Consider the following 26,744-nt stretch of genomic DNA (forward strand, 5'->3'; position numbering starts at 1 on the left):
CGAAGCCCCCGGCTGCCGCCCGACCCGCTACAGCGGTCGGGTCGACCGTGCGTTCGCCGATCCTCTCCGTCCGGGCGCGCCGCGTTCTGTGGCCGATAACGACCTGGGCATCTCTCATCCGGGCATACCGTCGTCTTCGACAGGAATCACCGCGTCGTGGCGTTGTGCCCTTTCTTCCACCGACGTCACGCAACGGCGCGCGACAGGAGTCAGAGGACATGCAGACCAAGCTGGACGAAGCCAAGGCCGAGCTGCTCGAAAGGGCCGCTCGGGTAGCTGAGCACAGCCCGGTCGGGGGGCGACTTCCGACGGGCCCTGGCGGTTCGGGCGAGCGCCCGGACCGGGACACCGTGCTCGAATACCTCCAGCGCTACTACCTGCACACCGCGCCGGAGGACCTCGGCGACCGGGACCCGGTCGACGTGTTCGGCGCCGCGCTCTCTCACTTCCGGCTCGCGGAGAACCGCCCGCAGGGCACCGCGAACGTGCGCGTCCACACCCCGACGGTGGAGGAGAACGGCTGGACCAGCAGCCACTCCGTCGTCGAGGTCGTCACCGACGACATGCCCTTCCTCGTCGACTCCGTCACCAACGAGCTGTCCCGCCAGGGCCGCGGCATCCACGTCGTGATCCACCCGCAGGTCCTCGTCCGCCGTGACGTCGCCGGAAGGCTCATCGAGGTCCTGGCGGCCCAGATCGAGGGCGAGCTGCCGCACGACGCGCTCACCGAGTCCTGGATCCACGTCGAGATCGACCGCGAGACCGACCGCGCCGACCTCAAGCAGATCACCGCGGACCTGCTCCGCGTCCTGTCCGACGTCCGCGAGACGGTCGAGGACTGGGACAAGATGCGCGATGCCGCTCTGCGGATCGCCGAGGGCCTCCCGGCCGAGCCCACCGCCTCCGACCTGCGCCCCACCGAGGTGGACGAGGCCCGCGAGCTGCTGCGCTGGCTCGCCGACGACCACTTCACCTTCCTCGGCTACCGTGAGTACGAGCTCGTCAACGGCGACGCCCTGTCCGCCGTGCCCGGCACCGGCCTCGGCATCCTGCGCTCCGACCCGCAGCACGCCGGCGACGACGAGGGCCACCACGCCCACCCCGTCTCGCCCTCCTTCAGTCGGCTGCCCGCCGACGCCCGCGCCAAGGCGCGCGAGCACAAGCTGCTGATCCTGACGAAGGCCAACAGCCGGGCGACCGTGCACCGCCCCTCGTACCTCGACTACGTGGGTGTGAAGAAGTTCGACACCGACGGGAACGTCATCGGTGAGCGCCGGTTCCTCGGGCTGTTCTCGTCCGCCGCCTACACCGAGTCCGTCCGCCGCGTCCCCGTCGTCAAGCGCAAGGTCCAGGAGGTCCTGGCGGGCGCCGGCTTCTCGCCGAACAGCCACGACGGCCGTGACCTGCTCCAGATCCTGGAGACCTACCCGCGCGACGAGCTGTTCCAGACGCCCGTCGACCAGCTCCAGTCCATCGTCACGTCGGTTCTCTACCTGCAGGAGCGCCGCCGGCTGCGGCTGTACCTGCGCCAGGACGAGTACGGCCGCTACTACTCGGCCCTCGTCTACCTGCCGCGCGACCGCTACACGACCCGCGTCCGGCTGCGGATCATCGACATCCTGAAGGAGGAGCTCGACGGCACCAGCGTCGACTTCACCGCCTGGAACACCGAGTCGATCCTCTCCCGGCTGCACTTCGTCGTCCGCGTCAAGCCCGGCACCGAGCTCGCCAAGCTGACCGACGCCGACGTCGACCGCATCGAGTCCCGGCTCGTCGAGGCCGCCCGCTCCTGGGCCGACGGCTTCGGCGAGGCGCTCAACGCCGAGCTGGGCGAGGAGCGCGCCGCCGAGCTGCTGCGCCGCTACGGGAACGCCTTCCCCGAGGGCTACAAGGCCGACCACTCGCCGCGCGCGGCCGTCGCCGACCTGGTCCACCTGGAGGCCCTCGCCCGTACGGACAAGGACTTCGCGCTCTCGCTCTACGAGCCCGTCGTCGCCGGCCCCGGCGAGCGCCGCTTCAAGATCTACAAGACCGGCGATCCGATCTCCCTCTCCGCCGTCCTGCCGGTCCTCAACCGGCTGGGCGTCGAGGTCACCGACGAGCGCCCGTACGAGCTGCGCTGCGCCGACCGCACCCACGCCTGGGTCTACGACTTCGGTCTGCGGATGCCGCTCCCGACCGGCAACGGCGGCGACTACCTCGGCGACGACGCCCGCGAGCGCTTCCAGGAGGCCTTCGCCGCCACCTGGACCGGCGAGGCCGAGAACGACAACTTCAACTCCCTCGTCCTCTCCGCCGGGCTCAACTGGCGCGAGGCGATGGTGCTGCGCGCCTACGCCAAGTACCTGCGCCAGGCCGGTGCGACCTTCAGCCAGGACTACATGGAGGACACCCTCCGTAACAACGTCCACACCACGCGGCTGCTCGTCAACCTCTTCGAGGCCCGGATGGCCCCGGAGCGCCAGCGCGCCGGCACCGAGCTGATCGACGCGCTCCTGGAGGAGCTGGACGCCGCCCTCGACCAGGTCGCGAGCCTGGACGAGGACCGGATCCTGCGGTCCTTCCTCACCGTCATCAAGGCCACGCTGCGGACGAACTTCTTCCAGAAGTCCGCCGACGGCGCCCCGCACTCCTACGTGTCGATGAAGTTCGACCCGCAGGCCATCCCCGACCTGCCCGCGCCCCGCCCGGCCTTCGAGATCTGGGTGTACTCGCCGCGCGTCGAGGGCGTCCACCTGCGCTTCGGCAAGGTCGCCCGAGGCGGTCTGCGCTGGTCCGACCGCCGTGAGGACTTCCGTACGGAGATCCTCGGCCTGGTCAAGGCGCAGATGGTGAAGAACACCGTCATCGTGCCCGTCGGCGCCAAGGGCGGCTTCGTCGCCAAGCAGCTCCCGGACCCGTCCGTGGACCGTGACGCCTGGCTCGCCGAGGGCATCGAGAGCTACAAGACCTTCATCTCGGCGCTGCTCGACATCACCGACAACCTGGTCGCGGGCGAGGTCGTGCCGCCGCTCGACGTGGTCCGCCACGACGAGGACGACACCTACCTCGTCGTCGCCGCCGACAAGGGCACCGCGACCTTCTCCGACATCGCCAACGGGGTCGCCGAGGCATACGGCTTCTGGCTCGGCGACGCCTTCGCCTCCGGCGGCTCGGCCGGCTACGACCACAAGGGCATGGGCATCACCGCCCGCGGCGCCTGGGAGTCGGTCAAGCGCCACTTCCGCGAGCTGGGCCACGACACCCAGACCGAGGACTTCACGGTCGTCGGCGTCGGCGACATGTCCGGTGACGTCTTCGGCAACGGCATGCTGCTCAGCGAGCACATCCGCCTGATCGCCGCGTTCGACCACCGGCACATCTTCATCGACCCCAACCCCGACGCGGCCGTCTCGTACGCCGAGCGCCGCCGCCTCTTCGACCTGCCCCGCTCGTCCTGGGCGGACTACGACACCTCGCTGCTCTCCGCAGGCGGCGGCATCCACCCCCGCACCGCCAAGTCCATCCCGGTCAACGCGCAGGTCAGGGCCGCCCTCGGCATCGAGGACGGCGTCACCAAGATGACCCCGGCCGAGCTGATGAAGGCCGTGCTCCACGCGCCCGTCGACCTGCTGTGGAACGGCGGCATCGGTACGTACGTCAAGTCCTCGGCCGAGTCCAACGCCGACGTCGGCGACAAGGCCAACGACGCCATCCGCGTCGACGGCCAGGACGTCCGCGCCAAGGTCATCGGCGAGGGCGGCAACCTCGGCGCGACCCAGCTGGGCCGCATCGAGTTCGCCCGCACCGGCGGCCCCGAGGGCGAGGGTGGCAAGGTCAACACCGACGCCATCGACAACAGCGCCGGCGTCGACACCTCCGACCACGAGGTCAACATCAAGATCCTGCTCAACGGGCTCGTCGCCGAGGGCGACATGACCGTCAAGCAGCGCAACAAGATCCTCGCGGAGATGACGGACGAGGTCGGCACGCTCGTCCTGCGCAACAACTACGCGCAGAACACGGCCCTCGCCAACGCCGTCACCCAGTCGCCCTCGCTGCTCCACGCCCACCAGCGCTTCATGCGCCGCCTGGGCCGCGACGGCAGCCTCTCCCGGGAGCTGGAGTTCCTGCCCAACGACCGGCAGATCCGCGAGCTGCTCAACAACAGCCGGGGCCTGAGCCAGCCGGAGCTCGCCGTCCTCCTCGCGTACACCAAGATCACGGTGGCCGACGAGCTGATCGGTACGGAGCTCCCGGACGACCCGTACCTGCGCGGGCTGCTCCACGCGTACTTCCCGACGCTGCTGCGCGAGAAGTTCACCGAGGCCGTCGACAACCACGCCCTGCGCCGCGAGATCATCACCACGGTCCTGGTCAACGACACCGTCAACACCGGTGGCTCGACCTTCCTGCACCGCCTCCGCGAGGAGACCGGCGCGTCGATCGAGGAGATCGTCCGCGCGCAGACCGCGGCCCGGGTGGTCTTCCGCCTCGGCCAGGTCTGGGACGCCGTCGAGGCGCTCGACAACCAGGTGCCCGCCGACGTCCAGACCCGGATGCGGCTGCACTCCCGCCGGCTCGTCGAGCGCGGCACCCGCTGGCTGCTCAACAACCGGCCGCAGCCGCTGCAGATCGGCGAGACCATCGAGTTCTTCGCCGACCGGGTGGAGGAGGTCTGGGGCCGTCTGCCGGAGCTGCTGCACGGCGCGGACCTGGAGTGGTACCAGTCGATCGTGACCGAGCTGACCGAGGTCGGCGTGCCGGAGGAGCTCGCGCTGCGGGTCGCCGGCTTCTCGTCCGCCTTCCCGATCCTCGACATCGTCGCGATCGCGGACCGGTCGGGCAAGGAGCCGCTCGCGGTGGCCGAGGTCTACTACGACCTGGCCGACCGGCTGCGGATCACCGACCTCATGGACCGGATCATCGAGCTGCCGCGCAGCGACCGCTGGCAGTCGATGGCCCGCGCCTCGATCCGCGAGGACCTCTTCGCGGCGCACTCGGCGCTCACCGCGGACGTCCTGACGGCCGCCAACGGCACGTCGAGCCCGGAGGAGCGGTTCAAGGCCTGGGAGGAGAAGAACGCGGCGATCCTGGGCCGCGCGCGGACGACCCTGGAGGAGATCCAGGGCTCGGACACCTTCGACCTGGCGAACCTGTCGGTGGCCATGCGGACGATGCGCACGCTGCTGCGTTCGCACAGCTAGTCCTGTGAAGCACGGCTAGCCGTGTGAAGCACGTGGAGAAGGGCCCCACCGGTTTTCCGGTGGGGCCCTTCCCTCGTCCTCCGGCGGCCTGATCCTCAGTCGGCCTGCTCGGGGGGCCCGGTGACCGTCGAGGTCCACAGGCGGCGGGCGGCGAGCAGGGCCGCCGCGAGGAGCAGGGCGTTGCGGACGGCCATGACGGTGATGCCGGAGGGCGTGCCGGCGAGGACCTCCAGGTACAGGACGGGGTACGCGAGCGAGCTCAGCGCGGCCGCCGGGAGCAGCAGCAGGGCCGCGGGGCGCATCACGGTCCGGCGGGAGGTCAGGCAGACGGCCGCGAGGCCGAGGAGCCAGACCATGTACTGGGGGCTGATGACCCGGCTCGTGACGGTGAAGAGCAGGACGGCGGCGAAGGCCGCGTCGAGCGGGGTCGCGGGGGTCCAGCGCCGGGCCCGGACGCGCCAGAGCAGCAGCCAGCCGAGGGCGATGACGGTGAGCAGCAGCGCGAGGTGCCCCAGGCTGGAGGCGTACGGGCCGACGTACTCGAAGGAGCCGTAGCGGAACTCGACCCGGCCCGGCCAGATGCCCGCGGCCTTGGCCAGCGCGAGGGCGGTGCCGCCCAGGGACTCGACCTGGATGCCGCGGTTGCCCTGCATGCGGAGGAAGCCGAACGAGCCGGAGAAGAACAGCGCGAGGGTGGCGACGAGGGCGACCGCGGCGGTGACGGCGGCGGTCCAGGCCTCGCGGGTGGTACGGCCCCGGGGCGTGCCGATCAGGGTGAGCGCCGGCCAGACCTTGACCATGGCGCCGATCCCGGCGAGCGCGCCGCCGAACTGATGGGCGCCCGTCGAGCGGGCGTTGACGGCGAGCAGGGCGAGGACGGCGAGGGCGGTGGTGTGGACGTCGTACCGCGCGAGGGGGAGGTGCAGGAGCAGCGGGAGGCCGCAGACCCAGTACCAGGCGCCGTGCGTGACGCGCTCGCTGTCGGCGCGGGCGAGGGCGAAGGTGATGACCGCGTCCGCGAGGAGGGCGAGGACCACGAAGGCCTGGAAGTAGGTGAGGGAGGGCAGGAGCCCCGGTGCCATGATCACGAGGCCCGCGCCGGGCGGGTACTGCCAGGTGACGTCGCCCGGCGGGAAGGTGCCGTTCGCGAACTGCCCGTACCAGTGCCGGTAGAGGTCCACCTCTCGGGCGACCCCGCCGATGCCGAGGTCGTCGCGGAGCAGCAGCAGGAGCATGCCGACGCGGGTGAGGAGCCAGACGGCGGCGAGGGCGAGGGTGGGGCCGCGGCCGACCGTCACGAAGGTGGCGGAGGTGAAGGTGTCCGAGTCGAAGGGGGACCCGGTCAGGGAGGGGGGAGGGGGTGCGGTGGGCGAGGCCGGCGCGGTGGGGGACCGGGGCGTGGCGGGTGACGGAGGGTCGGTCCGGGCCCGGCGTGGCGGCTGCGGGTGCTCGTTCGTCATCCCTCCGCACTGTAGTCCGCTATGTCTTGTTTACTCCGCTTTGGTGTCCGCTGTGCCGGGTGCGCCCGCCGTGGCTGCTGCCGCGGTGAACTCCTCGTACGCCGCCACCACCTCCTTCGCCGGGCCGTCCATCCGCAGGATCCCCGCCTCCAGCCACAGCGCGCGCTCGCAGGTCTCCGTGACGGTGGAGTTCGAGTGGCTGACCAGGAAGACCGTCCCCGCCTCCGCCCGCAGCTCGTCGATCCGCCGCCGGCTGCGCCGCCGGAAGCGCGCGTCGCCGGTCGACAGGGCCTCGTCGATGAGCAGGACGTCGTGGCTCCTGGCGGCGGCGATGGAGAAGCGCAGCCGGGCGCCCATCCCGGAGGAGTACGTCCGCATGGGGCGGGAGATGGCGTCGTCCTTCTCGTTGATGCCGGAGAACTCGACGATCCCGTCGTAGCGCTCGCGGACCTCCGCGCGGCTCATGCCCATGGCGAGGCCGCCCAGGACCACGTTCCGCTCGCCGGTCAGATCGCTCATCAGGGCCGCGTTGACGCCGAGGAGGGCGGGTCGGCCGTGGGTGTAGACCTGGCCTTTCTCGACGGGCTGGAGGCCCGCGATGGCCTTCAGGAGCGTCGATTTGCCCGAACCGTTCGAACCGATCAGGCCGATCGCCTCGCCCCGGTACGCCGCGAAGCTCACGCCCTTCACGGCGTGGACCCGGCGGCCGGCCGGGACCGTGCGGCCGCGGCGCAGCATCCGGCCGAGGGCGGCGGTGGCGCTGCCCCGGCCGCCGGGGTGCCCGCCGTGGACCGTGTAGGTGATGTGGACGTCGTCGACGACGACGGTGGGGGTGGGGGTGGGGGTTTCCTGGATGTCAGCCACGGCCGTACGTCTCCTCCGCCTTCCAGAACCAGATGAAGCCGCCCGTGAAGGCGAGCAGGGCCCAGCCGGCGGCCAGTGCCCAGACGTGCGGCGGCAGCTGAGCCGCCGTGTAGCTCTCGATCAGCGCGAAGCGCATGAGGTCGATGTAGACCGCCGCGGGGTTGCACTGGAGGGCCAGCACCACGGTGTCCGGGAAGCGGGCGGTGCTCGCGAGGTTCTGGATCGACCACATGACTCCGGAGGCGTACATCCAGGTGCGCAGCACGAACGGCATCAGCTGGCTGATGTCCGGGGTGCGGGCCGCGAGCCGCGCGAGGACGAGGGCCGCGCCGGCGTTGAAGAGGGCCTGGCAGGCGAGCGCCGGGACGGCGAGCAGCCAGCTCCAGGTGGGGAACTCGCCGCAGCAGATGAGGATCACGCCGAGCGCGGTGAGGGAGAGCAGGAGCTGCTGGAGCTGCTGCAGCGCGAGCGAGATCGGGAGGCTCGCGCGCGGGAAGTGCAGGGCACGCACCAGGCCCAGGTTGCCGCTGATCGCGCGGGTGCCGGCCAGGACCGTGTCGGAGGTGAAGGTCCACACGAAGATGCCGGTGAGCAGGAACGGGACGTAGTCGGGGACGCCGTGCTTGGCGTTCATGAGGACGCCGAAGATCGCGTAGTACACGGCCGCGTTGAGCAGCGGGGTCATCACCTGCCAGACCTGGCCGAGGCGGGCCTGGCTGTACTGGGCGGTGAGGCGGGCGGTCGCGAACGCGGCGATGAAGTCGCGGCGGGACCAGAGCTGCCGGACGTAGACGGGGAGGGAGGGGCGGGCGCCGCTGACGGTCAGACCGTGGCGCAGGGCGAGCGCGCGGAGGTCGGGGGCGGGTGCCTGCGGCGCGGGGGTTCGTGCGCCGGGCGCGGGGCCGGGGGGCTCGGGGGTGGGTCCCTGTGGGGCTTTCGTGCCGGGCGCGGGGAGCGTCGGGGTGGTGGTCACGGCGGGCGCTTTCGACGAGGGGTGCGGGCATCGTCGGCGATGGAACGGGTCCGTATCGTCGCTACGTGGAGGTTAGGGCGCTCTCACGTCGGAACGCAACCGTATCGTCGTAACGTCGTCGTTGGTTAGGATGCCGTTCATGAGCGAACCGACCCCCCGCCGCACCCCCGCCGGAGCCGCCGTACTCCGCGAGGACGTGACCGAGGCGATCCGTGACGCCGTCTTCGAGGAGCTCGCGGCGGTCGGCTTCGCCCGGATGTCCATCGAGGGCATCGCGCGCCGCGCGGGCGTCGGCAAGACCGCCGTCTACCGGCGGTGGAAGTCCAAGCTCGCGCTCGTCCTCGACCTCGTCGGCGCCTTCGCCGCCCAGGGCGTCCCGGTGCCCGCCACCGGTTCCCTGGACGGGGACGTCCGCGCGCTCCTGGAGATGGCCTCGTACGCCCTGCGCCACCCGATCGCCTCGCAGGTCATCCCCGACCTGCTCGTCGAGGCCGCACGGCAGCCGGAGATCGCCGACGCCATCCGCGACGCGCTGCTCGACGGCCAGCAGGGCGTCATGGCCCGCATCGTCCGCGAGGCCGTCGCCCGCGGTGAACTCCCCGGGGACACCGACCCGGCCGAGGCCCTCGACCTCGTCGTCGGCCCGCTCTACTGGCGCCTCGTCGTCGTCCGTACGCCCCTGCCCGAGGGGTACGTGGACCGGCTCGCGCGCGCGGCGGTGGCGGCGCTGCGCGCCTGAGGCGTCCCCGAGCCGCTCCGGGTGGGCCTGTTGCACCGCTCCCGGAGGACCTACTTCACCGCGCCAGCCATCACCCCCGACGCGAACTGCCGCTGGAACGCGAAGAACACCGCCAGCGGCACCACCATCGACAGGAACGCCCCGGGCGCCAGCACGTCCACGTTGTTGCCGAACTGCCGGACCTGCTGCTGGAGCGCCACCGTGATCGGCGGCGACTGCGAGTCCGCGAAGATCAGCGCGATCAGCATGTCGTTCCACACCCACAGGAACTGGAAGATCCCCAGCGAGGCGATCGCCGGACCGCCGAGCGGCAGCACCACCCGTGTGAAGAGCCGGACCTCGCCCGCCCCGTCGAGCCGCGCCGCCTCCAGGAGTTCGCGCGGGATCTCCGCGAAGAAGTTCCGCAGCAGGAAGATCGCGAACGGCAGGCCGAACGCCGTGTGGAAGAGGACGACCCCGAGCGTCGTCTCGAAGAGCCCGACCGCGCCGAAGAGCTTCGACACCGGGACCAGCGCGACCTGCACCGGGACCACGAGCAGCGCCACCACCCCCAGGAACCACCAGTCGCGGCCCGGGAACTCCAGCCACGCGAAGGCGTATCCGGCGAACGAGCCGAGGAGGAGGACGAGGAGCGTGGCCGGGACGGTGATCAGGACGGTGGAGAGGAGCGAGCCGGTGATCGTGCCGTTCGCGAGGAGCCGGGTGTAGTTCTCGGTCGTCAGCTGAGCCGGGGCCGCGAGCACCTCCCACCAGCCGCTCCCCGCGATGTCGGAGGGCGCGCGGAAGGAGGAGAAGAGCAGCCCGGCCGTCGGGAGCAGCCAGAACAGGCCGGCCAGGACGAGGAGGACGCGGACCGCGCCGCCGGCCGCGCGCGCCGCGACCCTGGAGGCGGTGGAGACCTTGGGGGTGGTTGAGGTCCTCGGGGTGGTTGAGGCCTCCGACGTGGTTGAGGTCCTCGGGGTGAGGGAGGTCATCGGCGGGTCTCCCTTCGGATGCGACGGATGTTGACCGCCATCACCGGCAGCACCAGCAGGAGCAGCACGACGGCGATGGCCGAGCCGACCCCGAGGTCCGCGTCCGTGCCGAAGGACGAGCGGTACAGCTGGAGCGCGAGCACGTTCGCGTCGTCCTGCGCCGAGCCCGGCGCGATGACGAAGACCAGGTCGAAGACCTTGAGCACGTTGATCATCAGGGTGACGAGGACGACCACGAGGACCGGGGCCAGGAGCGGGACCGTGATCCGGCGGAACACCTGCCACTCGTTCGCCCCGTCCACCCGCGCCGCTTCGAGCAGTTCGCGCGGTACGGCCGCGAGCCCGGCGCCGATCAGGACCATCGCGAAGCCGGCCCACATCCACACGTACGCCCCGATCACGGCCGGGGTGACGAGCGAGGGGCCCAGCCACTCCACGCCGTCGTACTGCTCCCGGAAGTTGCTCGCGGGCAGCCGCAGTACGGCTCCGTCGGCGCGGTCGGCGGGCAGGGTGAAGGTGCCGTCGGCCGCCGCTGTGGTGGTGGCGACCACCTTCCCGTCCCGTAGCGCCTCGATCCGCAGCCCGGCGAGGCCCTGTTCGGCCGGGTCGACGACGTTCGGCCTCCCGCCGCCGCCCTTGGTGAAGTCCAGCCAGGCCGTTCCGGTGACCGCGTCCCCGGTGGCCGGCGGCGTGGCGGGCTCGCGGGCCGGGCGGGCCTCCTCGGGCATCCGGCCGGGAGCCACCCCGACGAGCGGGAGACGGACGGGCTGCCCGGCGCGTACCGCCTCCTTGGTGATGTACGCGCCGCCGCCGGCCGCCGTGAGCGGGTGGACGGGGAGCGGCCGGGCCCGGGGGAAGCCCGAGGCCTCTGCGAAGGTGTCGTGGACCCCGACCCAGACGGCGTTGGCGACCCCCCGGTCCGGGTCCTGCTCGTAGACGAGCCGGAAGATGATGCCGGCCGCGAGCATCGAGATCGCCATCGGCATGAAGACGACCAGCTTGAACGCCGTGCCCCAGCGGATGCGTTCGGTCAGCACGGCGAACAGCAGGCCGAGGGCGGTGGCGACCGCGGGGGCGAGAACCAGCCAGATCAGGTTGTTCCGCACGGCGGTGCGCAGCGAGTCGTCGGTGACGAGCGCGAGGTAGTTGTCCAGGCCCACGAAGGAGGAGCCGGAGCGGTCGAAGAGCGAGCGCTGGACGGAGTACCCGATCGGGTAGACGACCAGCGCCCCCAGCAGGAGCAGCGCGGGGAGCAGGAACCCCGCCGCGACCGCCCTGCTCCTCTTCCTGTCCCTGGTGGTGCTCCTGGTGTCGGTGCGGGCGGTCCTCGGCATGCCGGGGCCTCAGCTCTTCGCGGCGGCCCGGTACGCCTTCGCCGCGTCCGCCTCCAGACGCGCCTGCGTCCCGGCGACGTCCTTCGGGTTCTTCAGGAAGTCCTGGAGCGCCTTCCACTCGCCCTTGCCCGGGGTCCCGCCGAACGACTGCGGCATCTGGTCCGACATGTCGAAGCGGAAGTCGTCACCGGCGTCCACGAGGGCCTTGGCGATCTCGCGCTGGACGTCGTTCGGATACGCGGCCGGGTCCAGGTTCTTGTTGGGGGAGAGGAAGCCGCCCTCGGCCGCCCAGATCCTCGCCGCGTCCGGGGAGGCCAGGAAGGCGAGCAGCGCCTGCGCGCCCTTGGTGTCCTTCAGCGCCACGGCCGCGTCGCCGGCCGTCACGACCGGAGCGGTGCCGCCGCCGACCACCGGGAACGGGAAGACCTTCGCGTCCGTACCGATCCTCGCCTTCGTCTGGGCGATGTTGACGGCCGCGAAGTCCCCCTCGAAGACCATCGCGCCCTTGGGCTGGTCGCCGCCCGTGAAGGTCTGGGTGACCGATACCGGGTACTCGGTCTGCAGTGCGCCGCTCGTCCCGCCCGCGAGCAGCGCCGGCTTCCCGAACAGCTCGGCGAGTGTGGTGAGGGCCGCGGCGACGGACGGGTCGGTCCACTTGATCTCGTGCTTGGCCAGCTGGTCGTACTTGGCGGGACCCGCCTGGGAGAGGTAGACGTTCTCGAACCAGTCGGTGAGGGTCCAGCCGTCCGCGCCGCCGACCGAGACCGGGGTGACGCCGGAGGCCGAGATGGTCTCGGCGGTGGTGAGGAACTCCTTCCAGGTCTTCGGCTCGGTCGCGCCCGCGTTCTCGAAGACCGCGGTGTTGTACCAGACCAGGGACTTGTTGGCGGCCTTGAAGTAGACGCCGTACTGGGTGCCGCCGACCGCGCCGAGCCGCTGCCATCCCGGCGAGTAGTTCGCGGCGAGCTGGGCCTCGGTCTCGGGGCCGACCGGCTTCAGCCACTTCTGGGCGGCGGCCTGCTGGATCGCGCCGACCTGCGGGAGCATCGCCACGTCGGGTGGCGAGCCGCCGGCGATCTTCGTGCCGAGGAAGTTCACGATCGGGTCCTGGGCGGGCACGAAGGTGACGGTCGCGCCGGTGCGCTTCTCGAACTCCCGCAGGACCTTGGTGAAGTTCTCCTGCTCCGGGCCCGTCCAGACGGCGGCGACCTCGATCTTCTCGCCCTTGAGGGAGGTGCCGGAGCCGGGTGGGGTGCCGCTCGGGTCCTTGCCGGCCTCACCGTCGCTCCCACCGCCCCCGCCGCAGGCCGCGAGGGCCAGCGCGGTGAGCGCCGTGAGTGCGGTGAGGGTCACTGCGGTCTTGCGTGGACGAAGAGTTGTACGCATCGCTGCCCCGTCTCTCCCGTGCGCGTCGCTGTCCCGTCCGACAGGTCTACGCCGGGTTGCGGAGCCCCCGCAATACCGCCTTCCGCGTCAAGCGGGCGATCGTGACGCCCTCGTGACGTTCCGTCAGGCGCGTGTGGCGGGGGCGAGCGGCGGTATGGGCGTCGCCTCGACCGAACGGGCCGCCCGGTCGAGGGCGCTCGCGAGGAGGGCCAGGTCCGTCGGGCCGTTGCCCAGCTCGCGGACCGGGCGGCGGGTGGGCGGGTCGCCCATCCGCTCCCACTCCAGCGGGACGACCACCGGGCGGAGCGTGGCCGTCCGCGGGATGCGGCCGGTCACGCGGCCCGCCTGGAACGGGGTCACGCGGCCGTCCGGGTGGCCGAGCCTGCCCCGCCCCGCGGCCGGCACGTCCGGGCCCGCCGCCACCGGGGGCGCGTCGAGCACGATCCGCAGCCGGGCCCCGTGGGCCAGCTCCGTGTCGGCCGTGCGGTCCGGCCGCGACGAGGTCGCGACGAGGTGCACCCCGAGCCGCTCGCCGTGCCGGGCGACGGCCTCCAGGGCCCGCACCACGGAGCCGGCGGCCGGGCGGCCGGAGGCTCCGAGCGCGGGGGCGACCAGGGCGTCGAAGTCGTCGACGAGGACGACGAGCCGCGGCAGCGGCCCGGCGCCCGCCGCCCGGGCGGAGCCGGACTCCCCGACGGCGGGCCGCGGAATCCGCCCGGCTGCCTGGTCGGCCGTCCCGGGCTGCTCGCCGGCGGGGTGCGGTACGCGTCCGCTCGGGCGGTCGGCGAGGTCGCCGTCGCCCGTGCGGAGGGTCCGGCTGCTCGGCCGGTCGTCCGGGGACCCGCTCTCGCGCCGGGGAAGCCGCCCGCTGGGCGTGTCCGCCAGGAACCCGTCCCCGGCCGCGGACCGCGCACGGGAACCGGCCCGGTCACCGCCCTCACCGGCGCCGGGGTACGGCACCCGCCCGCTCGGGCGGTCACCGAGGTCCCCGGAGCCCGCGCGGGACACGCGCCCGCTGGAGCGGCTGTCGAGGTCGTCGCCACCGGGGTACGGGAGGCGTCCGCCGGAGCGGCCGTTCGGGTCGTCCGCGCCGGGGTACGGCACGCGCCCGCTGGAGCGTCCGCCCACGTCGTCCGCGCCGGGGCGGAGCGGGTCGTTGTCGTCGCCGACGCGGAGGGTACGTCCGCTGGGGCGGCCGCCCAGGTCGTCGGCGCCGGGGTACGGCACGCGTCCGCTGGAGCGGCCTCCGAGGTCGTCCGCGCCGGGGTACGGCACGCGCCCGCTGGAGCGGCCGTTCGGGTCGTCCGCGCCGGGGTACGGCACGCGCCCGCTGGAGCGTCCGCCCACGTCGTCCGCGCCGGGGCGGAGCGGGTCGTTGTCGTCGCCGACGCGGAGGGTACGTCCGCTGGGGCGGCCGCCCAGGTCGTCGGCGCCGGGGTACGGCACGCGTCCGCTGGAGCGGCCTCCGAGGTCGTCCGCGCCGGGGTACGGCACGCGCCCGCTGGAGCGGCCGTTCACGTCGTCCGCGCCCGCGTACGTGATCCGGCCGCTCGGCCGGCCGCCGATGTCGCCGTCCGGGGTGCGGGTGCCGTGTGTGCTCGGCAGGGAGCCGATCGTGCCGTCGCCCGTGCGCAGGGTGCGGCCGCTCGGCCGGTCCGGGAGGTCGCCCGCGTCGGACACGCGGACCGTCGCGCGGGCGGCCTGGGGCACGGATTCCGTCGCACTCGGGGCACGCTGGCCGATCAGCCGGTCGGCGGCCGTGTGCGCGGAACGGGACCCGCGCCGGTCGGCGAAGTGGCCGTCGCCCAGGAGCTCCGCCCGGCGCTTCAGCTCGGCACCGAGCGCCTGCGCGAACTCCCGCATCCGCACCGGGTCGGAGGCGACGAGGTGCTCGGTGACGTGCGGCAGCTCCGTACAGACCGCGAGGCCTTCACCGCGGTCGCCGCCCGCCCCGTCCACGAGGAGCAGGCCGAGACGGTCCGGACGCCCGCCGGCGGCGAGGGACGCGGCGATCGAGCGGAGCAGCTCCGTCCGGCCGCTGCCCGCGGGGCCCTCGATCAGCAGGTGCGGGCCCTCCTGGGTGAGGTCCACCGACAGCGGGCCGCGCGGGCCCGCGCCGAGCACGGCCGTCCCGTCCCCGGCGGAGGCCCAGCGGGCCAGCAGGGAGGCGGGGGTCGCCCGGGCGAGACCCAGCTCGTCGAGGAGGCGTGCCGACGGGGGCAGCGCGGCGGCCCGGCCGTGCGGTGCCGCCGCCGTCTCCGTGCGCAGCGGGGCGAGGGCCCGGCCGAACCGGTCGGCCCAGGCGACGGAGACCGCGTCGACCACACCGACGGTGCCGTGGCCGGCGACCCGCCCGCCGGAGGTGCGGACCAGGCGCAGCGCCGTCGCCACGTCGCCGCTCAGGAGCACGGCGGCCCCGCACTCGCGGAAGGCGAGGGAGGCGGTGCAGGCGGTCTCGTAGGTGGCGGCGACCGGTGATTCCGGGGTGGCGGAGGGCGCCTCGGCAAGGCACAGGAGGTGGATGCCCGCCGCCGCTCCGGCGCCCGCGAGGCGCGCGACCGTCTCGCGCAGCGCGGCGGAACCGGGGTCTCCGTCGACGATCACGACCGTCGACGTCCCCGTGTGGCGCGCGGCGGCCTCGGCGACGGACGCGCGGTCGGCGCTGGGCCAGCCGGGCCCGAGGGGGCCGTCGTCGAGCCGCCGGGTCAGTTCGGTCGTCCGGGCGTGGGCCTGCTCGCGGTCGTACGCCAGGAGCAGGCGGCAGTCCTGGCCGTGGGCCGGGCGGACGTGCGGGAGCCAGCCGAGCCAGCCCCAGGCGCGGCGCCGCTCCTCCAGGGAGCGGTTCCGGTCGGCGCTGATCAGCACGATCTCCAGATCGGCGGGGGAGTGCAGGGCGGCGAGCTGGGCCACGACCGAGCGGGCCAGCCCGGCGAGCCGGTCGGCAGGGCCGGCGAGACCGAGCGAACCGGCCTCGCGCAGTCCGACGGTGACCGGCACCCCGGAGAGCTCGGCGCGGTCGGTCGTGCCGAGCCGGACCACAAGGGACTCGGCGTGGTCCTGGGCCCGCTCCCAGAGGCGGGGGCCCGGGCCGAGGGCGGTGAGCAGGACGGTGGCCGGGTCGGGCCAGGTGTCCGCCACAGGCCCCGGTCCGAGCCCGGAGCCCGCTCCCGGCCCTGAGCCGGGCCCCGTGGCCGTGTCCCGTCCGCCGGGGTTCGTACGGGCGCCGCCCAGGGTGTCGGCGGGAGTGCCCGCGTGAGTGTCCGGGGAGGTCCTGGAGCCGCCGTCCGGGGCCGGGAGCTCCTCGCGCCCGCCGGTGAGGCGCCTGGCCCACGCGCCGAGCCCGCGCTTCCCGCCCGTGCGGCCGGGTGCCGGGGCCGGCGCGGCGCCCTGGGGGCGGGTCCGGCGGGTCCTGCTGTGGGCCTCGCCGCCGGCGGGGTCGTGGGCGCCCTCGGGCTCCTCCGCGCGCGCGTGGCCGGAGGCGCCGGGGGAGGGGGAGGCGGAGGCATCGGGGCGGTCGCGGTAGGGCTCGGAGGCGTACGGCTGCGCGTACGGATCCACGTACCCGTCGCCGCTCCGGCCGTCCTGGGACGTGCGGTGCGGGGCGTGGGAGGGGTCGTACGGGACACCGCGCGCGCCCCCGTGCGTGGCGTCGGCAGACGTGTGTCCCGAAAGGCCGACGGGCGTCGGCGCACCGCTCGGCGGCCCGGCCGTCCCGCGCGCGATGCGCAGATGGCCCTCGCCGTCGGGGGCCGTCGCCAACGCCTCCGTACCGCCGGGCTCGTCGCCGGGGCCGGTCAGACGGAGGGCGGACTCGCCGAGGCGCAGCAGGGAGCCGGGGAGGAGCCGGACCGGGCGGTCGCCGACCGGCACGCCGTCGAGCGTCGTCCCGTTCGTCGAGCCCTGGTCGGAGACGGTCACGCGGCCGTCGTCGCCGACGGTCACGGTGCAGTGCGCGCGCGAGACGTCCGGGTCGTCGAGCGGCACGTCGGCGTCGACGGAGCGGCCGATTCTGATCGGTCCGCCGTGCAGCAGATGCACTCCGCCCGCGTCCGGGCCCGCGACCACGTGGAGCCGGGCGGACGCGGCCTCGCCGACCCGCTCGTCGGGGCCGGGGACCTGGAGCGAGAGGACGGCGCCGTCGACGAGCGGGGGCTCGCCGAGCACACTGCGCCGGCCGTCGAGCCGGTCCCCGCCCGCGTAGAGCACGGTCGTGCCCGAGGCGGAGCTGTCGGGGCCCGTGACGGCGGCGGCCAGACCGGAGGCGACGGCGGCGAGCGCCGTTCCGGCGGGGGCCGTGACGAGCACGTCGCAGGCGCGCGCGGCGCCGTGGCCGCCGTGGCTGCCATGGCCCGTGTGCGGCGCGAGGACGGTCAGCCGGATCTGCATCGCCGTCAGCGGTCCCTTCTGCGCGAGATGCCCGGCAGGGGGACCGCCCTGTGTGACTCCCCCCACCCGGCACGGACGCGTCGCCCGGTACAGGTCGGCACGGCGCGGGGGGCTCCCGACCCCACTGATGCGACGTGCTGTAGGCATCCTCGCACCTGCCACCGACAACACGCCCCCGGGTCGGCCACAAGTGATCTTGAATGGTCGGCTGTGGTCCAAAAAATGCCTGGTTGGGCATGCCTCGGGAGCATGCAGGGCAACCGTCGAGACCCGCGGAGCGTCTTCTTCCGGACAAACTCAGGGCAATCTCCGCCTGTGGACGACCGGCCTGTGACCCGTTCGGCGGCACTAAAGTGGGTCCGACACCCGGACGGGTCACAACACATAACAGGGACCCCGGGGACCACACGAGACCACCCCAGGACCACGATCAGCAGGGAGCGCGTGACGTGCGGCCTATCGGCAGCAAGTACCTGCTCGAGGAGCCGCTCGGACGCGGCGCCACGGGCACCGTCTGGCGAGCCCGCCAGCGGGAGACGGCGGGCGCCGAGGCGGCCGTGCCCGGCCAGCCCGGCGAGACCGTCGCGATCAAGGTCCTGAAGGAGGAGCTGGCCAACGACGCGGACATCGTGATGCGCTTCCTGCGCGAGCGGTCCGTGCTCCTCCGGCTCACCCATCCGAACATCGTGCGCACCCGCGACCTGGTCGTCGAGGGCGATGTCCTCGCCCTCGTCATGGACCTCGTCGAGGGCCCCGACCTGCACCGGTACATCAGGGAGAGCGGACCGCTCACCCCGGTCGCCGCTTCGCTCCTGACGGCCCAGATCGCCGACGCGCTCGCCGCCAGCCACGCCGACGGCGTCGTCCACCGCGACCTCAAGCCGGCCAACGTCCTGCTCGCCGAGCAGGGCGGCCAGATGCACCCGATGCTCACCGACTTCGGCATCGCGCGCCTCGCGGACTCACCGGGCCTGACCCGGACGCACGAGTTCGTCGGCACGCCCGCGTACGTGGCGCCCGAGTCGGCCGAGGGCCGCCCGCAGACCTCCGCCGTCGACATCTACGGCGCGGGCATCCTGCTGTACGAGCTGGTCACCGGCCGGCCCCCGTTCGCGGGCGGCACCGCCCTCGAGGTCCTCCACCGGCACCTCAGCGAGGAGCCGCGCCGCCCCTCGACCGTCCCCGGCCCCCTGTGGACGGTCATAGAGCGCTGCCTCAGCAAGAACCCCGACCTGCGTCCGAGCGCCGAGAACCTCGCCCGCGGCCTGCGCGCCGTCGCGGCCGGCATCGGCGTCCACGCCACGCCCGCCCAGATCGAGGCGGCGGACGGTGTCGGGGCGCTTCTCGCCCCCGACCCGACGCCCGCTCCGGTCCCCGAGACCCCGGGCGTGGACCCGGCCGGGGCCACCCAGGTGCTGCCCAGCACCGGCGGATCCCCGTCGCACTACGACCCGGCCGCCGCGACCAGCGTGATGCCGACCAGCGGCCCGGCGGGCGTCGCCGATCCGACGGCCGTCATGCCCCCCGTACCGTCCCAGCCGCCGCAGTCCGAGGACCCGCACCCCTGGCAGAGCCAGCTGCGCGCGGCCCGCGACCGCAACGAGCAGACGCAGGTGCAGTACCTCGACCCGAGCGAGGACCCGCTGCGCCGCCGCCCGCAGCGCCCGCAGCAGCAGCCGGGCCAGCAGGGCCAGTACGGCCAGCAGGGGCAGCCCGGTCAGTACGGCCAGCAGCGGCCGCCGCAGCACCAGCCGCAGCGCCCCGCCCCGCAGCAGTACCAGCCGCAGCACCAGCCGCAGCAGTACGCGCCGCCGCCTCCGCAGCAGTACGCGCAGCCGCAGCAGCAGCCGCCCCAGCAGCAGTACACGCCGCCGCAGCCGCCGCCCCAGGCGCCCGCGCCGCGCGAGCCGCGCCCGCCGCGCCAGCGCGGCGCGAACCCGATGCGGATCCCCGGCCTCGGCTGCCTCAAGGGCTGCCTGTTCACGATCGTCCTGTTCGTGGTCGCGGGCTGGCTCATCTGGGAGCTGACCCCGCTCCAGGGCTGGATCGCCGAGGGCAAGGGCTACTGGGAGGCCATCGGCGACGGCATCTCGAAGGTCACCGACTGGATCTCCACGATCGGCGAGGCCACCGGCTCCGGGGGTACTACCGGCGGTACGGGGCAGTAATACTGCCGATTTATCGACTTCCGAAGGGTGATTTCCGTTCGGAAGTGACGACCGGCGGCTGCGGACGCGTAGCTTTGACGCGAACCGCAGCCGCTGAGGGAGCAGTCTTGGCACGGAACATCGGCAGCCGCTACACCACCCACCAGATCCTCGGGCGGGGCAGCGCCGGAACGGTGTGGCTCGGCGAGGGGCCCGAAGGGCCCGTCGCCGTCAAACTGCTGCGCGAGGACCTGGCCTCGGACCAGGAGCTCGTCGGCCGCTTCGTGCAGGAGCGCACCGCCCTGCTCGGGCTCGACCACCCCCGGGTGGTCAAGGTCCGCGACCTCGTCGTCGACGGCAACGACCTCGCCCTGGTCATGGACCTCGTGCGCGGCACCGACCTGCGCACCCGCCTGGACCGGGAGCGGCGGCTCGCCCCCGAGGCCGCCGTCGCGATCACCGCCGACGTCGCCGACGCCCTGGCCGCCGCGCACGCCGCCGGGGTCGTCCACCGCGACGTCAAGCCCGAGAACATCCTGCTCGACATGGAGGGCCCGCTCGGCCCGGGCGGCGCCCACCCCGCCCTCCTCACCGACTTCGGCGTCGCCAAGCTGATCGACACCCCCGGCCGCACCAAGGCCACCCGGATCATCGGCACCCCCGACTACCTCGCCCCCGAGATCGTCGAGGGCCTCCCGCCGCGCGCCGCCGTCGACATCTACGCCCTCGCCACCGTCCTGTACGAGCTGCTCGCCGGCTTCACGCCCTTCGGCGGCGGCCACCCCGGCGCCGTCCTGCGCCGCCACGTCACCGAGACCGTCGTCCCGCTCCCCGGCATCCCCGAGGAGCTGTGGCAGCTGATCGTCCAGTGCCTGGCGAAGGCCCCCGCATCCCGGCTGCGCGCCTCCGAGCTCGCCGCCCGCCTCAAGGACGTCCTGCCGCTCCTCAAGGGCATCCCGCCGCTGGACGTGGACGAGCCCGACTCGGACCCGGCCCCGGCGTCCGCCCAGGCGTCGGAGCAGTACGAGGAGGACGCGTACGCCACCGGTGCGGGCACCGGTGAGCCCGGCCCGCGCCGCGCCGCCGTCCCGCTCGTCCCCGGTGCCTCCGCCGACTCCAACCGCGACACCCACACCTCCATGCGGGTCCCGGCCCCCGACGAGCTCTCCGGCGGCCCCCTCGGCACCGCCCGGGCCCCCCGCTCGGCGGGCGCCCCGCGCCCCGGCTCGGCACGCCACAAGGCGGGCGTGGTCCGCAAGCGCAGGATCACCCTGGCCGTCGCGGCGGCCGTGGTCGCCGGAGCGCTCGGCGCCGGCGGCTACCTGGTGGCCTCCGGGGACGGGGACGCGCCGCCGCAGGACTCGAAGCAGTCCTCCCAGCCGTAGCGGTCGTCCCGCCGTCGGCCGGTCCTCCCGTCCGTACCGGGGAGGGCGGCCGCGGCGGCCCTCCCGGATGCGGGGAGATCGGCCGTGACGGGCAAAGGTTCGGCTCCCGGCCCGGAGCCGTTACGCTGGACGCGTGGCAGTCGTCGATGTATCCGAAGAGCTGAAGTCCCTCTCCTCGACCATGGGGTCGATCGAGGCCGTCCTGGACCTCGAGAAGCTGAGGGCCGACATCGCCGTGCTCGAAGAGCAGGCCGCGGCCCCGTCCCTGTGGGACGACCCGGAGGCGGCGCAGAAGATCACGAGCAAGCTTTCGCACCTCCAGGCGGAGGTCCGCAAGGCCGAGACCCTGCGCGGGCGGATCGACGACCTCGGAGTGCTCTTCGAGCTCGCCGAGGAGATGGACGACCCGGACACCCTCGCCGAGGCCGAGACGGAGCTCATCTCCGTCCGCAAGGCCCTCGACGAGATGGAGGTCCGCACGCTCCTCTCCGGTGAGTACGACGAGCGCGAGGCCCTGGTCAACATCCGCGCCGAGGCCGGCGGCGTCGACGCCTCCGACTTCGCCGAGCGGCTCCAGCGCATGTACCTGCGCTGGGCGGAGCGCCACGGCTACGCGACGGAGATCTACGAGACCTCGTACGCGGAAGAGGCCGGCATCAAGTCGACCACCTTCGTGGTGAAGTCGCCGTACGCCTACGGCACGCTCTCCGTCGAGCAGGGCACCCACCGCCTGGTCCGTATCTCGCCCTTCGACAACCAGGGCCGCCGCCAGACGTCCTTCGCGGGCGTCGAGGTCCTCCCGGTCGTGGAGTCCTCCGACCACGTCGAGATCGAGGAGTCGGACCTCCGCGTCGACGTCTACCGCGCCTCGGGCCCCGGCGGCCAGGGCGTCAACACCACCGACTCGGCGGTGCGCATCACGCACCTCCCGACCGGCATCGTGGTCTCCTGCCAGAACGAGCGCTCCCAGATCCAGAACAAGGCGAGCGCCATGAACGTCCTCCAGGCCAAGCTCCTGGAGCGTCAGCGCCAGGAGGAGCGCGCGAAGATGGACGCGCTCAAGGACAGCGGCAGCTCCTGGGGCAACCAGATGCGCTCGTACGTCCTGCACCCGTACCAGATGGTCAAGGACCTCCGGACGGAGTTCGAGGTCGGCAACCCGCAGTCGGTCCTGGACGGCGAGATCGACGGCTTCCTCGAGGCCGGCATCCGCTGGCGCAAGCAGCAGGACAAGTAGCCCTCCCGGCTGACCCGTTCAGCCGTACGATTCCGGGCCCCGCATCCACTCGGTGCGGGGCCCGGACTCGTTCCGTACCCTCGCGCGGATTCGCTGACGCAAGCGGAAGAGGGGCCGTCAGGGCGCTTTGTCGACAAGGGAACTGGTCTTGCCGGGCCCGGAGTTACGGGATTACGTCACAGTTGCATCGTCCGATGCCGGGTACTTGTGGATCTTTCGGGCATCGCACGCGCAACGGCCTTGACGCTTCATCGGAAACTCGGAAGGGTGACGTACTGGCATGCGCATTTCTGGGGCGCTTGTGAACGGGGGCCGGCCCAGTCGTGACGCCGCCCCTGCTGCGCGCGGCCCCGAGCGCTGCCCCATGACGAGTTGAGCTACTGGGGGTAGCAGCCAGATGACCAAGCAGATGCGAATCCGTTTCGCGCGCATCGCCGCCGGAGCGATGATCGCAGCCGGAGCCTCGCTGACCGCGGCCGGTGCCGCGCAGGCCGTGGGCGCCTTCAACGAGAACGACCCGACCCCGGCGCCCACGTGCCTCCCGGGTGACACCGGCTGCGAGACGACGCCGCCGGTCGAGACCACCCCGCCGGTCGAGACGACTCCGCCGGTGGAGACCACGCCTCCGGTGGAGACCACCCCGCCGGTCGAGACGACGCCTCCGGTGGAGACCACCCCGCCGGTCGAGACGACGCCTCCGGTGGAGACCACCCCGCCGGTCGAGACGACGCCTCCGGTGGAGACCACCCCGCCGGTCGAGACCACCGAGCCCGGCGGCAACGAGACCACCGAGCCCGGCGGCAACGAGACCACGCAGCCCGGCAACGGCAACAACGGCAACGACAACGGCGGCAACAACGGCAACCAGAACGGCGGGACCGACAACGGGACCGACCCGGGTGCGACCGACAGCCCCGTGACTCCGGACGACGGCGCCGACGCCGGTGGCTCCACCGGCGATTCCGGCGACGCCGGCACCTGCACCGTCGACCTCGACGGCGCCGAGTGCGTGGACTCCGGCAACAGCAACACCGACACCAACAACGCCGGTTCGCAGCCCGTGCAGCAGGGCCAGGCGAAGGAGGAGCTCGCCGAGACCGGTGCGGCCGAGACCTCGTTCCTGGTCATCGGTGCCGCGACCATGATCGCCGGCGGCATCGGCTTCCGTATGCTGCCGCGTCTCGTCGCGGGTGGCGGCAACGCCGCCGTCTGACGGAACCGCGTGAACGTGAGCGCGTGACGGTGGACGCGAGTGCGTGGACCTGAACGCGCGTGCATGACGAAGGGCCGGGGAGATCGCTCCCCCCGGCCCTTCGTCATGCTTCCGGCTCGTGTGTGACGTCCGTCCGGCCGGGCCGGCCCCCGGTGGGCGCTCTAGGCCGCCTGGACTGCCGCGAGCAGCGCGATCGCGGCCAGTAGGGCGATCGCCAGCGTCAGCAGCATCGCGGGGGTCAGGCCCTGAGGGGTCAGACGCTCCCGGTTCGCGCGGCAGACGGGGCAACGGCCCTCGGCGACCGGGGCCGCGCAGTTGGCGCACACCAGTCGGTCGTAGGTCATGCGCTCTCCTCCTCCCGCACAGGGATCCACACCAGGACAACGCCCGGAGGGGCCCGGACGTTCCCCCTACCACTCTGCCAGCTCCGGGGCGTTTCGGCGCGCCCCACCGGAATGCCCGCCTTCCGCCCGAAAGGGCGAAAAGGATAAAGCACGCAAGCCAGGACCGCGACTGCGCGGGCCTTCCCCGTTCGCGTAAGGTCACGCACACCTACTCCCGGCCGACCGTGGTGCATCCGTGATCCGATTCGACAACGTCTCCAAGTCCTATCCGAAGCAGAACCGCCCCGCGCTCCGGGATGTCTCCCTGGAGATCGAGAAGGGGGAGTTCGTCTTCCTCGTCGGTTCGTCCGGCTCCGGAAAGTCGACTTTCCTGCGGCTGCTCCTGCGTGAGGAGCGCGCCAGCCAAGGCCAGGTGCACGTCCTCGGCAAGGACCTGGCCCGCCTCTCCAACTGGAAGGTGCCGCACATGCGGCGCCAGCTCGGCACCGTCTTCCAGGACTTCCGCCTGCTCCCCAACAAGACCGTCGCCGAGAACGTGGCCTTCGCCCAGGAGGTCATCGGCAAGCCGCGCGGCGAGATCCGCAAGGCCGTTCCGCAGGTGCTCGACCTGGTCGGACTCGGCGGCAAGGAGGACCGGCGGCCGGGCGAGCTCTCCGGTGGTGAGCAGCAGCGCGTCGCCATCGCCCGCGCCTTCGTCAACCGCCCGATGCTGCTGATCGCCGACGAGCCCACCGGCAACCTCGACCCGCAGACCTCCGTCGGCATCATGAAGCTGCTCGACCGCATCAACAGGACAGGGACCACCGTCGTCATGGCGACCCACGACCAGAACATCGTCGACCAGATGCGCAAGCGCGTCATAGAGCTCGAGCAGGGCCGGCTCGTCCGCGACCAGGCGCGCGGCGTCTACGGATACCAGCACTGAGCAGGTAGGGGACAGAACACACCATGCGCGCTCAGTTCGTGCTCTCCGAGATCGGCGTCGGTCTCCGGCGCAATCTCACGATGACCTTCGCGGTCATCATCTCCGTGGCGCTCTCGCTCGCCCTCTTCGGCGGCGCCCTGCTCATGCGCGAGCAGGTCAGCACGATGAAGGACTTCTGGTACGACAAGGTCAACGTCTCCCTCTTCCTCTGCAACAAGGCCGACGCGGCCGACGGGACCAAGTGCCCCAAGGGCGCCGTCACGGCGCAGCAGAAGGAGCAGATCAAGGGCGATCTGGAGGACATGGACATCGTCGAGTCCGTCTTCTACGAGTCGACCGACGAGGCGTTCAAGCGGTACAAGGAGGAGTACGGCGACACCGCCATCGCCTCCGTCATCACGCCGGACCAGATGCAGGAGTCGTTCCGGGTCAAGCTCAAGGACCCGGAGAAGTACCAGGTGGTCGCCACCGCCTTCGCCGGGCGTGACGGGATCGAGTCGGTCCAGGACCAGCGGGACACCCTGCAGAACCTCTTCGACCTGATGAACGGCATGAACATCGCCGCTCTCTGCGTCATGGGCCTGATGCTGGTCATCGCGCTGATGCTGATCGTCAACACCGTCCGCGTCTCGGCCTTCAGCCGCCGCCGCGAGACGGGGATCATGCGGCTCGTCGGTGCGTCGAGCTTCTACATCCAGATGCCGTTCATCATGGAGGCCGCCTTCGCCGGACTCCTCGGCGGCGCCGTCGCCTGCGTGCTGCTGCTCGTCGGCCGGTACTTCCTCATCGACCACGGCATCGCGCTCGCCGAGAAGATGCAGCTGGTCAACTTCATCGGCTGGGACGCCGTCCTCGCCAAGTTGCCGCTCGTGCTCGCCATCGGCCTGCTGATGCCGGCCGTGGCCGCCTTCGTCGCGCTGCGCAAGTACCTGAAGGTGTGAGAAGACACCTCTGACGGCGAATGGCGTCGTGCGGGCAAAGCCCGTGCGGCGCCTTTCCCTTGTCCTAGAGTGGGCGCCATGTCGGCCGGCACCGATCGCCATTTCTGTATCCGGCCCCGCGGAGTGCTCCGTGGGGCCGTTCTGACGTTGGTCTTCACCGGTGTCCTCGCCACCGCCGCCGCCACCGGGTCCCTGCCCCGGCGGGACGCCGCGGGCGCGGAGTCGCCGGACGCCGCCCGTGCGGCGACGGTGGACCGCGCCGCCCTGAACCGGGCCGCCGCCGCGGCCATGGCCGACGGGAAGTCGGGCAAGCAGGCCGCCGAGGAGTTCGTCAGCCGCAGCGGTGACCGCTGGGGCGCGGTGTACGACAAGAAGGAGTACGCCGACTTCGAGCAGGCCCTCGACGGCGCCTACACGGGTGTCGGCCTCTCCGCGGGCCGGACCGCCGAGAACGGGGTCCAGGTGACCCGGGTCCAGGCGGGCGGCCCCGCCGAGCGGGCCGGGCTCCGGGCCGGCGACCGGCTCCTCTCCGTCGACGGACGCCCGGTCGGCGGGCTCTCGGTCTCCGAGGTCGTCTCCCTGCTCCGCGGCGACGGCGTCCCCGGGTCGGCCGTCGCCCTCCGGGTCGAGCGCGGCCCGTCCGCCTGGACGGAGACCCTGCGCAGGGCCCGGCTCGCGACGGACCCGGTGACCGTCCGCCGCCTCGACGACGGGGCCGTCCTGATCAAGGTGGCCGCCTTCACCAAGGGCGTGGGCGCGCGCGTACGGGACGCGGTACGGGAGGCACCCGCCGGCGCCGGAGTCCTTCTGGACCTCCGGGGCAACTCCGGCGGCCTGGTCGCGGAGGCCGCCGTCGCCGCCTCCGCCTTCCTCGACGGCGGCCTGGTCGCCACGTACGACGTCGAGGGCGAGCAGCGGGCCGTGTACGCGGACGGGGGCGGCGACACCGGCCGGCCCCTGGTGGCGCTGATCGACGGCGGCACGATGAGCGCGGCCGAGCTGCTCACCGGCGCCCTGCAGGACCGGGGCCGGGCGGTCACGGTCGGTTCGCGGACCTTCGGCAAGGGCTCGGTGCAGATGCCGAGCGCGCTGCCGGACGGTTCCGTCGCGGAGCTGACCGTCGGCCACTACCGCACGCCCGCCGGGCACACGGTGGACGGCCGGGGCATCACCCCCGACCTGACGGCGGCGGAGAAGGCCGAGGAGCGGGCCCGTACGGTATTGAGTGGCCTCGGAGGGGGCTCGTAGTG

General features: G+C 72.9%; 17 protein-coding genes. 9 read left to right on the forward strand and 8 right to left on the reverse strand.

What is annotated here, in order from left to right; genetic code table 11:
* Positions 1-218: 218 nt before the first annotated feature.
* Complete coding sequence (locus DEJ46_RS24635) at positions 219-5,186, forward strand: NAD-glutamate dehydrogenase (protein ID WP_150269720.1); 4,968 nt, start codon at positions 219-221, stop codon at positions 5,184-5,186.
* Between the two features lie 95 nt (positions 5,187-5,281).
* Here DEJ46_RS24635 and DEJ46_RS24640 read toward each other — a convergent pair whose 3' ends face one another.
* Genes DEJ46_RS24640 through DEJ46_RS24650 form a run of 3 tightly spaced genes read right to left on the reverse strand, consistent with a single transcriptional unit; the run spans position 5,282 to position 8,483 of the window.
* Positions 5,282-6,646 (reverse strand): glycosyltransferase 87 family protein, encoded by a 1,365-nt coding sequence (locus DEJ46_RS24640; RefSeq protein ID WP_223835058.1) that lies wholly within the window; start codon positions 6,644-6,646, stop codon positions 5,282-5,284.
* Between the two features lie 30 nt (positions 6,647-6,676).
* Positions 6,677-7,510, reverse strand: coding sequence for an ABC transporter ATP-binding protein (locus DEJ46_RS24645; RefSeq protein WP_150269722.1), 834 nt, complete (start codon positions 7,508-7,510; stop codon positions 6,677-6,679).
* A complete protein-coding gene (locus DEJ46_RS24650) occupies positions 7,503-8,483 on the reverse strand; it encodes an ABC transporter permease (protein ID WP_150269724.1) in 981 nt (326 codons plus the stop codon). The genes DEJ46_RS24645 and DEJ46_RS24650 overlap by 8 nt, the downstream gene beginning before the upstream one ends.
* 139 nt (positions 8,484-8,622) lie before the next feature.
* On the opposite strand from DEJ46_RS24650, the gene DEJ46_RS24655 reads away from it, so the two are divergent.
* Positions 8,623-9,222 (forward strand): TetR/AcrR family transcriptional regulator, encoded by a 600-nt coding sequence (locus DEJ46_RS24655; RefSeq protein WP_190622874.1) that lies wholly within the window; start codon positions 8,623-8,625, stop codon positions 9,220-9,222.
* 50 nt (positions 9,223-9,272) lie between these two features.
* Here the strand turns inward: DEJ46_RS24655 and DEJ46_RS24660 are convergent, their stop codons facing one another.
* The 4 genes from DEJ46_RS24660 to DEJ46_RS24675 form a co-directional block, all read right to left on the reverse strand.
* Positions 9,273-10,196 (reverse strand): carbohydrate ABC transporter permease, encoded by a 924-nt coding sequence (locus DEJ46_RS24660; protein WP_150269727.1) that lies wholly within the window; start codon positions 10,194-10,196, stop codon positions 9,273-9,275.
* Positions 10,193-11,530, reverse strand: coding sequence for a carbohydrate ABC transporter permease (locus DEJ46_RS24665; RefSeq protein WP_150269729.1), 1,338 nt, complete (start codon positions 11,528-11,530; stop codon positions 10,193-10,195). Before DEJ46_RS24665 ends, DEJ46_RS24660 begins: the two co-directional genes overlap by 4 nt.
* A gap of 9 nt (positions 11,531-11,539) precedes the next feature.
* Complete coding sequence (locus tag DEJ46_RS24670) at positions 11,540-12,916, reverse strand: ABC transporter substrate-binding protein (protein ID WP_150269731.1); 1,377 nt, start codon at positions 12,914-12,916, stop codon at positions 11,540-11,542.
* Between the two features lie 123 nt (positions 12,917-13,039).
* Positions 13,040-17,302 (reverse strand): FHA domain-containing protein, encoded by a 4,263-nt coding sequence (locus tag DEJ46_RS24675; RefSeq protein ID WP_150269733.1) that lies wholly within the window; start codon positions 17,300-17,302, stop codon positions 13,040-13,042.
* 449 nt (positions 17,303-17,751) lie between these two features.
* Here DEJ46_RS24675 and DEJ46_RS24680 point away from each other — a divergent pair, with 449 nt between their 5' ends.
* The 4 genes from DEJ46_RS24680 to DEJ46_RS24695 all read left to right on the forward strand — a co-directional run bounded on the left by DEJ46_RS24680 (position 17,752) and on the right by DEJ46_RS24695 (position 23,284).
* Positions 17,752-19,470 carry a serine/threonine-protein kinase gene (locus DEJ46_RS24680; RefSeq protein ID WP_150269735.1) on the forward strand — a complete coding sequence of 573 codons (1,719 nt, stop codon included), beginning with the start codon at positions 17,752-17,754 and terminating at the stop codon, positions 19,468-19,470.
* 107 nt (positions 19,471-19,577) lie between these two features.
* Positions 19,578-20,834 (forward strand): serine/threonine-protein kinase, encoded by a 1,257-nt coding sequence (locus tag DEJ46_RS24685; RefSeq protein WP_150269737.1) that lies wholly within the window; start codon positions 19,578-19,580, stop codon positions 20,832-20,834.
* Between the two features lie 133 nt (positions 20,835-20,967).
* Complete coding sequence (gene prfB / locus DEJ46_RS24690; RefSeq protein WP_150269739.1) at positions 20,968-22,071, forward strand: peptide chain release factor 2; 1,104 nt, start codon at positions 20,968-20,970, stop codon at positions 22,069-22,071.
* Positions 22,072-22,468: 397 nt separating this feature from the next.
* Positions 22,469-23,284 carry an LPXTG cell wall anchor domain-containing protein gene (locus tag DEJ46_RS24695; RefSeq protein ID WP_150269741.1) on the forward strand — a complete coding sequence of 272 codons (816 nt, stop codon included), beginning with the start codon at positions 22,469-22,471 and terminating at the stop codon, positions 23,282-23,284.
* Positions 23,285-23,445: 161 nt separating this feature from the next.
* Here DEJ46_RS24695 and DEJ46_RS24700 read toward each other — a convergent pair whose 3' ends face one another.
* On the reverse strand, positions 23,446-23,628 hold the full coding sequence (locus DEJ46_RS24700; RefSeq protein WP_055643192.1) for a hypothetical protein: 183 nt from the start codon (positions 23,626-23,628) through the stop codon (positions 23,446-23,448).
* Between the two features lie 235 nt (positions 23,629-23,863).
* On the opposite strand from DEJ46_RS24700, the gene ftsE reads away from it, so the two are divergent.
* From ftsE to DEJ46_RS24715, 3 genes are all read left to right on the forward strand, one after another.
* Positions 23,864-24,553, forward strand: a complete 690-nt coding sequence (gene ftsE, locus DEJ46_RS24705; RefSeq protein WP_150269743.1) for a cell division ATP-binding protein FtsE — start codon at positions 23,864-23,866, stop codon at positions 24,551-24,553.
* Between the two features lie 23 nt (positions 24,554-24,576).
* Positions 24,577-25,494 (forward strand): permease-like cell division protein FtsX, encoded by a 918-nt coding sequence (gene ftsX / locus DEJ46_RS24710; RefSeq protein ID WP_150269745.1) that lies wholly within the window; start codon positions 24,577-24,579, stop codon positions 25,492-25,494.
* Between the two features lie 78 nt (positions 25,495-25,572).
* Positions 25,573-26,742, forward strand: a complete 1,170-nt coding sequence (locus tag DEJ46_RS24715) for a S41 family peptidase (RefSeq protein WP_150269747.1) — start codon at positions 25,573-25,575, stop codon at positions 26,740-26,742.
* The last annotated feature ends 2 nt before the right edge of the window (positions 26,743-26,744 follow it).

The organism is Streptomyces venezuelae (genome assembly GCF_008642375.1).
Taxonomy (GTDB): Bacteria; Actinomycetota; Actinomycetes; order Streptomycetales; family Streptomycetaceae; genus Streptomyces; species Streptomyces venezuelae_G.

Excerpts from the sequence above, each read along its gene's own strand:
- DEJ46_RS24675 (WP_150269733.1), bottom strand. The coding sequence starts at position 17,302 with ATGCAGATCCGGCTGACCGTCCTCGCGCCGCACACGGGCCATGGCAGC.
- ftsX (WP_150269745.1), top strand. The coding sequence starts at position 24,577 with ATGCGCGCTCAGTTCGTGCTCTCCGAGATCGGCGTCGGTCTCCGGCGC.
- DEJ46_RS24655 (WP_190622874.1), top strand. The coding sequence starts at position 8,623 with ATGAGCGAACCGACCCCCCGCCGCACCCCCGCCGGAGCCGCCGTACTC.
- DEJ46_RS24670 (WP_150269731.1), bottom strand. The coding sequence starts at position 12,916 with ATGCGTACAACTCTTCGTCCACGCAAGACCGCAGTGACCCTCACCGCA.
- DEJ46_RS24660 (WP_150269727.1), bottom strand. The coding sequence starts at position 10,196 with ATGACCTCCCTCACCCCGAGGACCTCAACCACGTCGGAGGCCTCAACC.
- DEJ46_RS24635 (WP_150269720.1), top strand. The coding sequence starts at position 219 with ATGCAGACCAAGCTGGACGAAGCCAAGGCCGAGCTGCTCGAAAGGGCC.
- DEJ46_RS24700 (WP_055643192.1), bottom strand. The coding sequence starts at position 23,628 with ATGACCTACGACCGACTGGTGTGCGCCAACTGCGCGGCCCCGGTCGCC.
- DEJ46_RS24695 (WP_150269741.1), top strand. The coding sequence starts at position 22,469 with ATGACCAAGCAGATGCGAATCCGTTTCGCGCGCATCGCCGCCGGAGCG.
- DEJ46_RS24665 (WP_150269729.1), bottom strand. The coding sequence starts at position 11,530 with ATGCCGAGGACCGCCCGCACCGACACCAGGAGCACCACCAGGGACAGG.
- DEJ46_RS24640 (WP_223835058.1), bottom strand. The coding sequence starts at position 6,646 with ATGACGAACGAGCACCCGCAGCCGCCACGCCGGGCCCGGACCGACCCT.
- DEJ46_RS24715 (WP_150269747.1), top strand. The coding sequence starts at position 25,573 with ATGTCGGCCGGCACCGATCGCCATTTCTGTATCCGGCCCCGCGGAGTG.